This window comes from Microcoleus sp. S36b_A4 (genome assembly GCF_036700645.1).
Lineage (GTDB): Bacteria > Cyanobacteriota > Cyanobacteriia > Cyanobacteriales > Microcoleaceae > Microcoleus.
The window spans coordinates 131058-143724 of sequence record NZ_JAUBPI010000001.1 but is presented as its reverse complement, the minus strand read 5'-3'; the positions used below and the strand labels follow the sequence as shown (position 1 = coordinate 143724).

At 46.5% G+C, this 12667-nt stretch carries 17 protein-coding genes, 1 tRNA gene and 1 pseudogene; 12 read left to right on the top strand and 7 right to left on the bottom strand.

Annotation, left to right across the window (positions count from 1 at the left end; all coding sequences use genetic code 11):
• Positions 1–192 precede the first annotated feature (192 nt).
• The 5 genes from QUA03_RS00630 (at position 193) to fba (ending at position 4855) form a co-directional block, all read left to right on the top strand.
• The gene (locus tag QUA03_RS00630; protein WP_158307982.1) at positions 193–348 is read left to right on the top strand and encodes a hypothetical protein; all 156 of its coding nucleotides are present in this window, start codon (positions 193–195) and stop codon (positions 346–348) included.
• A gap of 12 nt (positions 349–360) precedes the next feature.
• Complete coding sequence (locus tag QUA03_RS00625; protein WP_333208852.1) at positions 361–2439, top strand: CapA family protein; 2079 nt, start codon at positions 361–363, stop codon at positions 2437–2439.
• Between the two features lie 134 nt (positions 2440–2573).
• A complete protein-coding gene (locus QUA03_RS00620; protein ID WP_445304818.1) occupies positions 2574–3443 on the top strand; it encodes an aldose epimerase family protein in 870 nt (289 codons plus the stop codon).
• 67 nt (positions 3444–3510) lie between these two features.
• Positions 3511–3582: transfer RNA gene (locus QUA03_RS00615), tRNA-Lys, on the top strand.
• 193 nt (positions 3583–3775) lie between these two features.
• Positions 3776–4855, top strand: coding sequence for a class II fructose-bisphosphate aldolase (fba, locus tag QUA03_RS00610; protein ID WP_006633469.1), 1080 nt, complete (start codon positions 3776–3778; stop codon positions 4853–4855).
• A gap of 341 nt (positions 4856–5196) precedes the next feature.
• Here the strand turns inward: fba and QUA03_RS00605 are convergent.
• Positions 5197–6582, bottom strand: a pseudogene (locus tag QUA03_RS00605) (NB-ARC domain-containing protein).
• Between the two features lie 205 nt (positions 6583–6787).
• On the opposite strand from QUA03_RS00605, the gene QUA03_RS00600 reads away from it, so the two are divergent.
• Both QUA03_RS00600 and QUA03_RS00595 read left to right on the top strand, forming a co-directional pair.
• A complete protein-coding gene (locus tag QUA03_RS00600; RefSeq protein ID WP_333208848.1) occupies positions 6788–7369 on the top strand; it encodes an RNA polymerase subunit sigma-24 in 582 nt (193 codons plus the stop codon).
• A gap of 67 nt (positions 7370–7436) precedes the next feature.
• Positions 7437–7781: a hypothetical protein gene (locus tag QUA03_RS00595; protein ID WP_333208846.1), complete on the top strand. Its 345-nt coding sequence runs from the start codon at positions 7437–7439 to the stop codon at positions 7779–7781.
• Between the two features lie 158 nt (positions 7782–7939).
• Here the strand turns inward: QUA03_RS00595 and QUA03_RS00590 are convergent, their stop codons facing one another.
• Genes QUA03_RS00590 through QUA03_RS00580 form a run of 3 tightly spaced genes read right to left on the bottom strand, consistent with a single transcriptional unit; the run spans position 7940 to position 8843 of the window.
• Complete coding sequence (locus QUA03_RS00590) at positions 7940–8293, bottom strand: hypothetical protein (RefSeq protein WP_333208844.1); 354 nt, start codon at positions 8291–8293, stop codon at positions 7940–7942.
• Positions 8294–8349: 56 nt separating this feature from the next.
• A complete protein-coding gene (locus QUA03_RS00585) occupies positions 8350–8634 on the bottom strand; it encodes a type II toxin-antitoxin system mRNA interferase toxin, RelE/StbE family (protein WP_333208843.1) in 285 nt (94 codons plus the stop codon).
• Positions 8631–8843: a hypothetical protein gene (locus QUA03_RS00580; protein ID WP_333031529.1), complete on the bottom strand. Its 213-nt coding sequence runs from the start codon at positions 8841–8843 to the stop codon at positions 8631–8633. The genes QUA03_RS00585 and QUA03_RS00580 overlap by 4 nt, the downstream gene beginning before the upstream one ends.
• Positions 8844–9039: 196 nt before the next feature.
• On the opposite strand from QUA03_RS00580, the gene QUA03_RS00575 reads away from it, so the two are divergent.
• Together QUA03_RS00575 and QUA03_RS00570 are read left to right on the top strand one after the other, a co-directional pair.
• On the top strand, positions 9040–9369 hold the full coding sequence (locus tag QUA03_RS00575; RefSeq protein WP_190741369.1) for a flavoredoxin: 330 nt from the start codon (positions 9040–9042) through the stop codon (positions 9367–9369).
• A gap of 13 nt (positions 9370–9382) precedes the next feature.
• Positions 9383–9643 carry a hypothetical protein gene (locus tag QUA03_RS00570; RefSeq protein WP_242722229.1) on the top strand — a complete coding sequence of 87 codons (261 nt, stop codon included), beginning with the start codon at positions 9383–9385 and terminating at the stop codon, positions 9641–9643.
• Between the two features lie 38 nt (positions 9644–9681).
• On the opposite strand, the gene QUA03_RS00565 is transcribed toward QUA03_RS00570, so the two are convergent.
• Positions 9682–9912: a type II toxin-antitoxin system Phd/YefM family antitoxin gene (locus QUA03_RS00565; RefSeq protein ID WP_333208841.1), complete on the bottom strand. Its 231-nt coding sequence runs from the start codon at positions 9910–9912 to the stop codon at positions 9682–9684.
• Between the two features lie 256 nt (positions 9913–10168).
• Here QUA03_RS00565 and QUA03_RS00560 point away from each other — a divergent pair, with 256 nt between their 5' ends.
• On the top strand, positions 10169–10435 hold the full coding sequence (locus QUA03_RS00560) for a hypothetical protein (RefSeq protein ID WP_333162363.1): 267 nt from the start codon (positions 10169–10171) through the stop codon (positions 10433–10435).
• The gene (locus QUA03_RS00555) at positions 10432–10752 is read left to right on the top strand and encodes a type II toxin-antitoxin system RelE/ParE family toxin (RefSeq protein WP_333208839.1); all 321 of its coding nucleotides are present in this window, start codon (positions 10432–10434) and stop codon (positions 10750–10752) included. Before QUA03_RS00560 ends, QUA03_RS00555 begins: the two co-directional genes overlap by 4 nt.
• A 64-nt stretch (positions 10753–10816) precedes the next feature.
• Here QUA03_RS00555 and QUA03_RS00550 read toward each other — a convergent pair whose 3' ends face one another.
• Positions 10817–11014 (bottom strand): hypothetical protein, encoded by a 198-nt coding sequence (locus tag QUA03_RS00550; RefSeq protein ID WP_333208837.1) that lies wholly within the window; start codon positions 11012–11014, stop codon positions 10817–10819.
• A gap of 180 nt (positions 11015–11194) precedes the next feature.
• Positions 11195–11896 (bottom strand): alpha/beta fold hydrolase, encoded by a 702-nt coding sequence (locus QUA03_RS00545; protein ID WP_333208835.1) that lies wholly within the window; start codon positions 11894–11896, stop codon positions 11195–11197.
• A gap of 152 nt (positions 11897–12048) precedes the next feature.
• Here QUA03_RS00545 and QUA03_RS00540 point away from each other — a divergent pair, with 152 nt between their 5' ends.
• The gene (locus tag QUA03_RS00540) at positions 12049–12528 is read left to right on the top strand and encodes an NUDIX domain-containing protein (RefSeq protein ID WP_006633478.1); all 480 of its coding nucleotides are present in this window, start codon (positions 12049–12051) and stop codon (positions 12526–12528) included.
• The last annotated feature ends 139 nt before the right edge of the window (positions 12529–12667 follow it).

Sequence of the window (12667 nt, the reverse complement as noted above, 5' to 3'; positions counted from 1 at the left end):
CTCGAAGCGAAATCTCTAAAGCGACAATAAAACAGCGACAATAAAAACAGACTCTGCCTCAGAAATCTCCCTCTTTTCTGCCTCAAGTCCCCCATAAACCTTTTGTTGCGACGTTTGTTTGATCGTCCACTAACGCAGTCAAGGCTCAATCTAAAATCTAAAATCTAAAATCTAAAATCGATGGACCGGAGTGTGATAAAAATCACTGACAGCAGGCAGCCCCTAAATGTAGAAAATGGTGGCGGCCAACAACTAGCTTCAAAACGGGCAGCGGAACCTGTGGCGGTTAAGCTAAAAGAATTGCGGTTCCGTTCAAAACAAATTGGAGTCATTGCTCGTGCGTATTAAGGAGGCTAATTGATGGTGTACGCAGAAAATTGGTCGCAGCCGTCTATCTTGGAGCTAGCGCGATCGGGCAACTTTCAAGCCCTGAATTACTGGATTGACAGCTTGCTGCGCCCCGAAGGGATTTATGCCCGCGTCGAACAGGCTCAGGCCGGCTGCGTCCAAATCCTCGTAGAATTCCAGCGCGAATTTGCGCCAGATACGACATTACTCGGGAGCACTCTCCGGGAAGGCTTAGTCAAATTTATTTGCCACCAACTCTGGAGACTTAACTCGCCAGCAGTAGAAGGAGTGCGAATTCACGCGCGCTTGGCTGGGGATGCAGACCTTCTCTGGAAACAGTCAGTGCGAATTGTCACTCCGGCAAACCGCCAGCGACGGCGTTACCGTTCCCTACCGATCGTCGATTGGGTTAAATTTAAAACGTATCGTTCTGTGCTGCTAGTGGGCTCGGCACTTGCCTCTTTTATTTTAGGGTGTTGGGTCAGTTATCACGAGGCTCTGACCCTGCAGTTAGTATCTCCAGTATCCGGCTACCAGCAAGCTGCTGTAATTTCGGGGCCGCCTCCAAAACGTGCGGATACGGTGCAAGCGGCATTAGAAGTGGTACCAGTAGTACAGCAAAAGCAAGTTGCTAATCCTTACGACCCAACAGTAACGCTGATGTTCGGAGGAAATGTGAATCTATCGGATGCGCTCGGAGCATCTGCTGCCAACGATCACCAATGGGCTTTCGCCAATATGGACGAGTATCGACAAGCAGATGTGGCGATGGTTAACCTAGAAAACTCCCTGACTCGCTCTACATTGGGCTCTGCCAAAAAACAATTAAATTTTAAAGCCGATCCAGAATCGGTGAAAGTATTAACAGCCGGAGGAGTGGATATTGTCAATCTGGCAAATAGCCGCGCTATGGATTACGAGGAACCGGGGCTGGTGGAGACTATGAATACTCTAGATAATAGTGGGATTCAACACCTGGGAGCCGGCAGAGATATTAAAGAAGCGAGGCGTCCAGATATTATTGAAGTTAAGGGTCAGCGAATTGCCTACCTCGGTTATTACGATGCCGAGCTTAACATCGCCGACCAAGGGAAAGCGGGAACTAACCCCCGCCGCAACAATCGCGTGGCGGAGGATATTCGAGCTCTTAGGGGTCAGGTAGACTGGATTATTGTTAATTACCACTGGGGAGTCGAATTGGCAGATTATCCAGGGGACTGGCAGATTGATTTGGCTCGGTTCACGATCGACCAAGGAGCTGATTTGGTAGTGGGACACCATCCCCAGGTACTGCAAGGTGCAGAAATTTACAAGGGCCGCCCGATAGTTTACTCGCTGGGTAATTTTATATTCGGCCCGAATGCTCGCAGGGATTACGATACCGCAGTCCTGAAAGTATCGCTCAAAGACAGGAATATGAAGGTAGAGTTTCTGCCTGTGGAGGTAAAAAAGTTGCAGCCGAAGGTGGTGAAGGGAGCCTCAGCCGATCGCATCCTCAAACGCGTCGAGCAAATTTCTAGTATTTTCGATCGACCGATGGGATCTTCTGTAGTTCTCGATGCCCTAGTCCAGCCAGGAGCCACATCAAAAACTGCAAATTCTCCATTGCCACGAGCAGCAAAGAGCGGTACATACCAGCCGGGGCGAGGTTCCGGGGCAACCTCCGGTGAAAGCAATCAGCAAGGCCTCGGACAACCCAAACCTACTTTGATTTTGCCGGCTTTGCCGGCTGCGCCCCAACAGCCGGACAACTCCTCATTTTTCCCGAACGGGACAGGGCCTGCAATTGAATCAAACCCATCTCCGAATCAAAATTTGCCGCCGCGCATCTACCCCACTCAACCTCAAAATCCCAGCCGGGAACCAGAGCCGTTTACAAAAGAGCCATTCATCAAAGAGCCGTTTATTTCGCCCCCGTCTCCCAATCAAGGAGCAGTGCCGAGTCCCCAAAGCTATCTTCCACGCACTCGGAGTGTATCTTTTGAAGTCGCACTCAAAGAGCAGCCGGCCTCCGCGATCGTTCCAGCTAACAGCAGCAACCGCTCCAAGCACCGGATCGCCCTTCCTCCTATAGCTAGGAGCATTGGTTAGCCGGTGGGGGCCGGAGCGAGGATGCAGGGGGAGGATAGGGGCGGTAATGGGTGAACATCAAGATAATAGCGACCAATTATTAACGATCGATTTACTGACAACCAATGATCAATGACCTACTACCGATGACAAATGTGTTTGCGATCGCGCTCAAGCAAAAGCAGTACAAAACCTATATCCTCTCCGACGAAACGGCTAACTCTACTCTAGAAGTTGTGCCGGAACGGGGCGGTATTGCCACTAGCTGGCTGGTTGAAGGCAAAGAAATCTTCTATTTGGACGCCGAACGGTTCGCCAATCCCGATCTGACTGTACGTGGCGGGATTCCCATCCTGTTTCCCATCTGCAGCAATCTCCCCGACAATACTTACACCCACAAGGGAGTGGAGCGTCACCTCAAACAGCACGGCTTTGCTCGAGACTTGCCTTGGACAGTAGGCGAACAAGTTACGGAGGGTTGCGCCGCTCTGACGCTGATTCTCGACAGCAGCGACAAGACGCTGGCTGTTTATCCCTTTGATTTCCAACTAGCCTTCACTTATCAGATTAAAGGCAATTCTTTGGAAATTTTTCAGCGATACACGAATCTGTCTGACGAACCCATGCCGTTTTCTAGTGGTTTGCATCCCTACTTTTTGGCGACGGACAAATCTCAGCTCCGCTTTGAGATTCCGGGGATGCAGTACAGAGATCACAACACCCACCAAAAGGGTTATTTCACAGGGGTTTTTGACCCGACGCTGGATGAAATTGATGTTTCCTTTGACGAGCTTACTGGTCTTGCTGCTACTGTCACTGACGCGGCGAGCGGCTTGCGACTCACCCTCAGTTACAACTCCAGCTATGGGAAGTTGGTTTTCTGGATGGTGAAGGGCAAGGATTTTTACTGTTTGGAACCTTGGACTGCTCCTCGAAATGCCCTCAACACTGGTGAACACTTGATTTATTTGCCCCCTGGCGCGACTTGCGAGATGCTGGTTCGCATGACTGCAAATTTTATTTAAAAAACACTTGCTATTTCAAATGAGGGGTGCTACTGTTAGAAATTGTGTGCGGTAACAATGTTTTCGCGGGTCGCTAGCTCAGCGGTAGAGCATTCGGCTTTTAACCGATTGGTCTCGGGTTCAAATCCCGGGCGACCCATAAAAAATTTGTGAGTTAAGAATTTTGAGTTTTGAGCTAAATGCTCGGAACTCAAAATTTTGTTTTTTGAACTTTTAAGTAAATCTGGAAAGATAGTGCGCGATCGGTGGCAAATTGTCTTAATATTATCGTAAGAATTGAGCTTGTCCAAAATTCACTGCCCAAAAATCACAAATAATTAGGAGGAATATCTATGGCGCTTGTACCTATGCGATTGCTGCTCGACCACGCGGCTGAAAATGGTTACGGCCTACCGGCTTACAACGTCAACAACATGGAGCAAATCCAAGCGATCATGCGCGCTGCTGACGAAACCAACAGCCCTGTGATTCTGCAAGCTTCTCGCGGCGCTCGCTCCTACGCTGGCGAAAATTTCCTGCGCCACTTGATTTTGGCAGCAGTTGAAACCTATCCTCACATTCCCATTTCCATGCACCAAGACCACGGCAATGCCCCCGGCACTTGCTATTCGGCCATGCGCCAAGGTTTCACCAGCGTGATGATGGACGGTTCTCTGGAAGCGGATGCTAAGACTCCCGCCAGCTACGAGTACAACGTTCAAGTTACTCGCGATGTGGTGAATGTTGCTCATTCGATCGGCGTTAGCGTTGAAGGCGAACTGGGTTGCTTGGGTTCTCTGGAAACAGGAATGGGCGAAGCAGAAGACGGCCACGGCTTTGAAGGTGCGCTTTCTCACGATCAGTTGCTGACAGATCCTGAACAAGCTGTGGATTTCGTTGAGCAAACCGGCGTTGATGCTCTAGCAGTCGCGATCGGCACTTCTCACGGCGCTTACAAGTTCACTCGCAAGCCGACTGGCGAAATTTTGGCAATCAGCCGCATTGAAGAAATTCACCGCCGCTTGCCGAATACTCACTTGGTAATGCACGGTTCTTCTTCTGTGCCCCAAGAATTGCTGGAAATCATCAACAGCAATGGTGGCAAAATCCGCGAAACCTACGGCGTACCTGTGGAAGAAATCCAAAAGGGCATCAAGTGCGGTGTTCGCAAGATCAATATCGATACTGACAACCGTTTGGCGATTACTGCTGCGGTGCGCGAAGCTTTGTTTGCGAAGCCCGATGAGTTTGACCCCCGCCACTTCTTGAAGCCGTCGATCAAGTATATGCAGAAGGTTTGTAGCGATCGCTATAATTCTTTCGGTTGCGCTGGTCACGGTACAAAGATTAAGCAAGTATCGTTGGACGATTTTGCAGCTAAGTATGCTAAGGGCGAATTGAGCTCTTCTGCTAAGAAGACTGTGGCTGTTTAAGAATTTTAGGTTTTAGATTTTAGATTGGTCTGAAGTCTAAAGTTTCGATTGCCGGGTAGCTGTGGAGTTGCCCGGTTTTTGTTTGTGCGATTTTATGTATTTAGTTACTGGGCGATTGAAAGAGACTGTTGGCGAATTCGCAGGGGGTGTTACCCATCACCTCTGGGAGGCAGTATTTCCGTTCACTATTGGTAGTTAATGGCTATATGGTCAATTTGAAATTTAGTCTAGAACCACTATTTTTAGGGGTGAGAGGTGAAGCCCTTTATTGATTCGCCAACAGTCTCTTGAAATCGGTAGTATACAAACTAAGTCTGCCTCCGCAGACTAATAGATATCAATTACACTGCACGGGCGATCGCATATTGCCTCAGTACAGGTGAAATCGTGTAAAAATTTGCTTGTTGTTCAATCAAGCAGCGCCGCGATAAAGATTGCAGCGCATTTAGCAAATCTGAAGTTGGAATTATCTCATTTTCTAGCAATTTGGCCCGGTTGATTGGCTGGCTTTCTTTCGCTAACAAGGAGATTACTTGTTTTTCTGGTTCCGATAGGCGATCAAACTGCTGCTGTAAAACATCTTTCAAATCTTCCGGCAACAATATAGTATCATTTGCTAATAACTCTGTCACGCCTCCTCCCAAGTCTTGAATCAGATTCGCCACGCTTTTTAACCATAGGGGGTTGCCTTGGTAACGATGAATGAGTGCTTCACTGTTGTCGCTTTCTTCTAACCCATAATCTCTGAGTATTTCCCGTGCGGCGGCGATGTCTAAACCTTGGAGTTGTAAGGTGCGAATAGAAGTATTTTGGCTTTTAACTTGAGTCACTTCTCTCGGTTGTTCCCAACCGATTAACAGAAAGCAGCTTTGATGGGATAATTTTTCTATTTGTTTGAATAAAGCTCGATATTCTTCGGATTCTGGTTTATATTTTCCTGCCAATTCTCCCCTACAGAAAAGGTTGTGAATGTCATCTAAGACGATTAAACAGCGGTTGTTTTGTAAATACTTAATCAGCGGTAAGCGTTTTTGGTTGGTTGGGGATGAATCTTCTTTTTCGGAATAGGATAAAAGCTGTATTAGGTTAGATTGAAATTTTTCTATGGTGGGGAATTCGTCTAGAGTGTACCAAACTGCGTACTCAAACTCGTCTTTAATTTGTTGTACGAGTTGTACTGCTAGAGTGGTTTTGCCGATACCGCTGATGCCGGTGAGGGTGATGAGGCGACAGCGTTGTTGTAGAATCCAGGTGGTGAGGGTGTGGAGTTCTGGAGTGCGATCGAAGAAATCACCCAACTCTGGCATTTCGCTTTAATCTTGATGTAGAGTTTTAATTTGTTTTGAGTTAGATGTTTCCTGATTTGGTGGGTTTGAGTTTGATAGATTCGGCGGGTATCTAGCTTCTCCACAGATGTTAACGCTGTTAATTTGCACCGATTCTTCTTGTGCAACGTTTGAATATATTGAAACTTCCAACCTCTCCATTGCCGATCTAAAATTTGTTTTATTAACATCTTCTCCCAACTCTTCTGAAAGTATCTGCCATAATTCCGATCCGATTTCCCTGATGCGACTTTCAGAACAGTCAAAATCTTTCGCTATTTCTTTGTATTTCTCGCGTTGTAGAGTTCCCCGCAGTACCGCTGCTTGTAAATCGTCAAGGTGCTGACCTGTTTTCTCGAAAACTATGCGATCGGCGACATTTAACATTTCTTTAAGATTCATCTGGCAGGGAGATGCGAGAGTTTTGTGTATTGTAGCTCACAACTGCCAACATTTTCGTACATTCTCGTATATTGTTGTACAAAGTTAGATTAAAGTTCAAGTAAAAGCGAGGGAGAATTGGCGGCAAAATAGAACATTATTGGGCTAGACAAACCTTGAATTTATTAAGGATAATGGAACAAGTATTAAAAGGATAAATTAATTTATGAATTGGGAAGATTTTGCCAGTAAAGCGGGTGAAGAAGTGGTAGACAATGTAGTAGAAAAAAATCTGGGAATTAATGGAAATACAGTCAAAACAGTCAAAGCGGTTGCAGAAACTGGTGCTGCGGTAGGTGCGGCTGCCAGTGCTGCAACAGGGTTGACTGTTGCAGCAACTTCAGGAGCAGGAATTACTTCGGGTCTAGCTGCGGCAGGTGGTGTGGTTGGTGGTGGTATGGCGGCGGCTCCTGCGGTATTAGCAGCAGGCCCTGCTTATCTGGGGGCAAAAATAATGAATGAAACTTTGTTCAAAGAGCAATCGAACTTGTCTGAGGAAGAGAATGATGCTCGTGCACGGGCAAGAACAGCTACAAACATTGGGGCTGCTGCTGGTCTAGTTGGTGCTGGTGCTGTAACGGTAGCTGGCGGTGCTTCTGGTGCTGCAATTATGGGCACCCTTGCGGGTATCGGTGGCGTTGTCGGGGGAGGTGCAATTGCTGGTACTGCCATAGTTGCTGCTGCACCTGTTGCTGCGGCGGCTGCTGTTGGATACGGAATATATAAACTTTTTGGAGGTAAAGGGTAAAGATAGTTAGTTCAGTTTGAATTTGAAGGTCTAATTAATCTGAAGTTTAGCGGAGCACTTAATTATTATGGATGAGATAGTCAATAAGTTAGCGGGTCTAGGAGTTGCTGGTTTAGTCTTAGTTGGGCTTGTTGCAACCTCTTCTTATGCAGGAGCCGTAGCAATTACAACTTCGTTAGCTTTTTTAGGTGGTCCTTTGGGCATGATTGGTGGCGCACTTGCTCTCACCTTGATTGCAGGCGTTTCAAGCATGATTGCAAAGGTTGGGGTTGAGACTCTAGCAAAGGCTGTAGTTCAGGAGCTTAAGAAGAGTGGCAGATCTGAGAGTTCTATCATTCAAGAAATCAATAATTTTCCAATGATTACTCAAGGTCTACGTTCCCAACTACGTGAATATGTCCGCCTAGTATAAAAGGAATAAGTGTGATTCCTGCTCTCCATTAGTGGGAGCGCCTTTTTTTGTAGGTTGGGTTGACGCTGGTGTCACCCAACCTCTTTTTTCACTCACAATCTTATCCATTTCCACCATTTCAAAGTGCGCTGATTGCACGGAGAGCGATCGCCCACCATCTAATTCACAGCCAACAAACCCGACATATTCAGCACTTTTTCCGACAAAATCTTTGTTTTTTGGGCAACTCTCATTCGTTGTGTCGCATCCTCCCAAATCCTTGCCCAAGAATACTGCCAGCAAGCTAACTGAATCTGCAACTCAACTAACTCAGCAGCTATTTCTATCTCTGCATCTTGAGCAGTCCATTCAATAAACAGCTTACTTTCTTGCAGCAGATTTTCAATTAATTTGCCATTAGCTGCATTTTGACAGCGAGATTTAATTCGTGCCAAATCCCATGCTAAATTTCCCAAACGAATGGGTAGCTCGTCTCGCAAATAGCGTTCCTTTAGAGCATTCCAATCTCTCATAATCCTCCTAATAACTGTCTGACGATCGAGTTACATCTATTGCTTAAAGGATGACCTCAATAAACTTCGTCATGGCTACCAAGATCAATCAGAAGGATCTCTTCAACATCTGAATCTGAATATTTTTTGAAATTGAAGACTATTCGACAGTCGTACTCTACAGTACAAGCCCAAGCACCAGATAGTTTACCTTTCAGCTTGTGGGTTTTAAGTGAGGGATGAAATGGATCATTTGCCAATAGTTCTAGTCGCTCAGCTATTTTTTCCTCCATTTCAGGTTCTTGGCGGATTAATGATTTGAAAGCTCGTTTGAACGAAGAGGCTAGGACAAGACTTCTCATCTTTTTAATTCTGCCATGATATCATTTACTGTGCCTCGGAATACTTGTTCATGCAAATACTCTTCATCGGCACGAACAATATTAAGAGCGATCTCATCTCTCCGTTTTTCCCTAAGTCGTCGCCCGATCAAATCGATGAGAGTGATCTGTTCGTCATCAGACATTTCTTCGACTAACTCTATAATGGCATCAAAGCTATAGGTTTTCATTGTTCTAAGCTTCGTAAGTCTACAATTATCAGTATAACAAATCACTGCACCCAAGCGATCGCCCCTCGCACCAAATACCACATACGGCGATGATTGTACAGAGTGCGATGCTTGAGTTAAACAAAAGATCGATCGCCCTATGGACAAAGATTTCTGCTAAAGTATAGCGCGTACCTAAATCAAACAGCCTACACTTGTGGAAAGAATTCCAAACGAGGCCTTAGTAGTTCGTGGCGGTCGTAATCGCCCAGAAGATATTAAACGCAGTACGGCAACTCACCCCAGCGGTATCACGGGAATTTCTGTAGAATGTGCAGTAGGATTATCTGTAGCAGAGTTAGCAGTGACAATCCCTCATGGACAAGTTGGTGTGACTACAGTGGGTGAGGTTCGCTCGTCCGATGGAGATGTCATCCGTACTTCGGGCCGGAGCCCAAATCATGCAACATTAACTGGCTTAACACCAGAAAAAGCAAGTCTGCTGCTGACACCAACGATTCCTAATCCCTCACAACAATCATCCTGAGTTGAGCAAAAATATGAAATATCCCAGAATCTTTGCAGACTTTCATAATGCGGATGAGCAGGGTCGCCTTCGCCTCAATTGCGTTGGTACGATTGAAGATTTGAGTCGCCAAAATATTAAGTTGGAAGATGGCAAATTTTTAGCATTGTATGACGAAGAGTTAGAAGTCGATGGCGTAGTGCAATATTCAGAAGAGGAAAGTCTTTGGGTTGCAGTAATTGATTGGAAGCAAATTAGGCAAGTAGAGGATATGCTTGTTCAAGCAACAGTCTAGTGCGATCGCTAGCTAAATGCGGGTATCAAGTAAAAGTTTCATTCCAAAACTTCCCACAGTTCGGCGACAGGAGCAATGAAATCTCCTAATATTTCACCGCTTCCTTTCATTGCACCAAAGGTGGGGCGTGGATCTTGGGTGGTCGCAGGATAAATAATCACTAATGCTTTTCCTTCATGGATGACGGTTAAAGGGGTTTTGGTACGTTCGACCTCTATAAATAGAGCCTGGAGGGTTTGAGGTAATTCAGTAGTAATAATTTGTGCCATTTGTTGATAGTTTACAATCTTATTCTATTTCTACTATGATAATGCGAGGATTAGACGGAAAGCGATGCTTGAATGAAAAAAAAGCGATCGCCCCTCGCACCAAATACCAAACACTGCGATTATTCTACGGAGTGAGATCGCCACTTTCTTATACTCCGAAGGTTTAGGTTTTGCCGATAGTAAACCGGGTCGAGGTCAATAAGGGGCGATCGACACTCGTTATAATCAAAGTATCAATTCTCTACCAGATGCCGCGATGACCATCAAAGAACTCCTCATCCAAGAAATCGATAGCACCCCTGACGAACTGCTCGCAGATATTCTTAGCTTGGTACGATCGCTAAAATCCACTCCAAACCCCCAACTTAATACCTACGAACAACTGCTAGAGCGCATCGACTACCTCGAAGCCATCATCGGCATCCGCAAAGGACTCGAAAGCTTTGATCGAGGAGAAGGTATTCCAGCCGAGAGAGCCATGACAGCGCTACAGCAGCAGTTCAACATCCCTCCTCGTCTATGAGTTATCAAGTCATAATCCAACCACCCGCCTTTCAAGAAATTGAAAACGCCTACCGTTGGATGTGCGATTATCTGAGTGCTGATGCCGCAAATCAGTGGTACTACGACCTCCAAGATGCGATCGCATCCCTGCAACAGTTTCCTTACCGTTGCTCAGTTGCCCCCGAAGCTGCGATCATTGGTCGGGAAATTCGACAACTTTGGGTTGGTAAAAGAAGAACCTATCGGATTCTGTTTGTGGTGGAGGGCGATACCATTGCGATATTACATATTCGTCACCGCCGTCAAGCCCCTCTCGATACTGAACCGCCAGAGTAATCGCCTCAAATAGTCAATAAAGGGCGATCGCCCTTCGCACCAAATACCAAACACTGGGATGATTCTACGGAGTGCGATCGCACATAATCATCATCCCTAATTGGCTATCGACCTCCCGCATCAATTCTCCACAAACCATCCGGCTGAGGTTCCTTATCTGCATCCAAGCACACAGTAGCATTGTCGCCCAATTCCACCCCAGCCAACCTCTAATTTGATTGTGTTGTTCGCCGTGACTTCTGAATCTTACCGATAATGCCACATAAAATATTTTTTCAATCTATTCTATTCAGTTAGCGATAAAAATTTAAGTAAACATCGCATCGCAAGGGCGAGTTCCCTAGGAGTTTACTCCATTCCGATCTAGATTTAAAAAAAAAGCCGCTCCTTGTATTTTCTTCTCCTTCTTCCTTCGCGTCCTTCGCGTCTTCGCGGTTCGTTTCTAACACAAATACCCAATCCAAGTTGGCAAAACCTCCGGCGAACCGTACCAATTCCCCGGAGAACGAGGCGAATGCCAAACCCCCTCCAACACCAGATTTTCGGCTCCATCCAAAACAGCAGCTTCCACCGGCGTAATTCCATCTCCCCAAGTTTCGCCCTTCCCCACAGTCAACTCGTAACTTTTATAAGCCAGCCAAGTCCCTAAACCACGCTTGCCAAAAACAGCCTTCCCAGCAGCGCACACGTAGCGCACCTGCGGGTGAAAAGCCCCCGGATAGTGAATTTTGACAAAATCTAGATTTTTGCGCGTCCAGCGCTCTTGAGAGACGTGCGGCGTGCCTAAAGTGATTAAAGTATTTACATAAGGGTGAGCTTCCCACAAACCCGCGTCCTCAAGCACGTCGCCGTGAATCGTGTAAGGCTTTTCGCCCAAATAGATGCGAGAAATCCAGCCGCCGGCGGAATGACCGACGAGATTGATCTGGGGAACGCCGTATTGCTGTAACATTTGTTTGACAGTGCGATCGAGCTGTCGCAAAATAGGCACCATCGACCGCCCGCCAAAAGTCGGCAACCAATCTCCCTTGCCCAGAGGCACTGTTACTGTTGGGAAACCTCGATCGACCAGAGACTTTTCTAATTCGCGATAGTCGGAAGCAGCAGCAAAATATCCTGGTAAAATCACGGTTGGTAATGGCATTGTCAATTTTAGATTTTAGATTTTAAATTTTAGATTTTGCGGCCGGAGTGCTACGATCTGTTTTTCAAGTTCAAAGACACTTGCCGAAGCATCCTTTGGATTGCTAACATCTGCCGCTCGTTAAACCTTTTGCTTAGGGAATATCTACTTCTATGGCTCGCGAGCCGATTCAAACATGGTATTTTACCCTAGTTGTCGTTCACTTAGAAGACCGTTTTCTACTGGTACAAGAGCGCAAGTACGAGCAGCAGTGGTATCTCCCAGCAGGGCGAGTGGAAAAAGGGGAAACTTTGCTCGAAGCTGCTATGCGTAATACCCTCGAAGAAGCGGGCATTTCCATCATCGTTGAGGGAATTCTCCGGGTAGAGCACACAGTGATGCCTAGGGGCAATGTGCGCCTCCGAGTCATTTTTGTGGCTCGTCCACAAGATAAGACGCCACCCAAGAGTAAGCCGGATGAGCATACTTTGTGCGCGGGCTGGTATTCTCTCAAGGAATTAGACCAGTTGTCGTTGCGGGGAGAGGAAGTTCGGGAAATGTTTCAATACATGGCAAGCGGCGCTCCAATTTATCCCATCGACTTGCTCACCATTGAGGGAGCTCCTTTTAAAAATTACCGCTATCGCTGGTGAATCCATCGATTTTGGATTTTGGATTTTGGATTTTGGATTGAGTCATTACTGCCACGGATGAATCCGGTTGTGTAACCGAATTGGAAACAGGGGTCCATCCGTTTGCTCGATCGTGTTTAATAAATTAGGGGCGATCCAG

What these genes read in the sequence shown, in the direction of transcription:
- QUA03_RS00625 (WP_333208852.1), top strand. Translation starts at nt 361, where the DNA reads ATGGTGTACGCAGAAAATTGGTCGCAGCCGTCTATCTTGGAGCTAGCG.
- fba (WP_006633469.1), top strand. Translation starts at nt 3,776, where the DNA reads ATGGCGCTTGTACCTATGCGATTGCTGCTCGACCACGCGGCTGAAAAT.
- QUA03_RS00600 (WP_333208848.1), top strand. Translation starts at nt 6,788, where the DNA reads ATGAATTGGGAAGATTTTGCCAGTAAAGCGGGTGAAGAAGTGGTAGAC.
- QUA03_RS00595 (WP_333208846.1), top strand. Translation starts at nt 7,437, where the DNA reads ATGGATGAGATAGTCAATAAGTTAGCGGGTCTAGGAGTTGCTGGTTTA.
- QUA03_RS00590 (WP_333208844.1), bottom strand. Translation starts at nt 8,293, where the DNA reads ATGAGAGATTGGAATGCTCTAAAGGAACGCTATTTGCGAGACGAGCTA.
- QUA03_RS00585 (WP_333208843.1), bottom strand. Translation starts at nt 8,634, where the DNA reads ATGAGAAGTCTTGTCCTAGCCTCTTCGTTCAAACGAGCTTTCAAATCA.
- QUA03_RS00580 (WP_333031529.1), bottom strand. Translation starts at nt 8,843, where the DNA reads ATGAAAACCTATAGCTTTGATGCCATTATAGAGTTAGTCGAAGAAATG.
- QUA03_RS00570 (WP_242722229.1), top strand. Translation starts at nt 9,383, where the DNA reads ATGAAATATCCCAGAATCTTTGCAGACTTTCATAATGCGGATGAGCAG.
- QUA03_RS00565 (WP_333208841.1), bottom strand. Translation starts at nt 9,912, where the DNA reads ATGGCACAAATTATTACTACTGAATTACCTCAAACCCTCCAGGCTCTA.
- QUA03_RS00560 (WP_333162363.1), top strand. Translation starts at nt 10,169, where the DNA reads ATGACCATCAAAGAACTCCTCATCCAAGAAATCGATAGCACCCCTGAC.
- QUA03_RS00555 (WP_333208839.1), top strand. Translation starts at nt 10,432, where the DNA reads ATGAGTTATCAAGTCATAATCCAACCACCCGCCTTTCAAGAAATTGAA.
- QUA03_RS00545 (WP_333208835.1), bottom strand. Translation starts at nt 11,896, where the DNA reads ATGCCATTACCAACCGTGATTTTACCAGGATATTTTGCTGCTGCTTCC.
- QUA03_RS00540 (WP_006633478.1), top strand. Translation starts at nt 12,049, where the DNA reads ATGGCTCGCGAGCCGATTCAAACATGGTATTTTACCCTAGTTGTCGTT.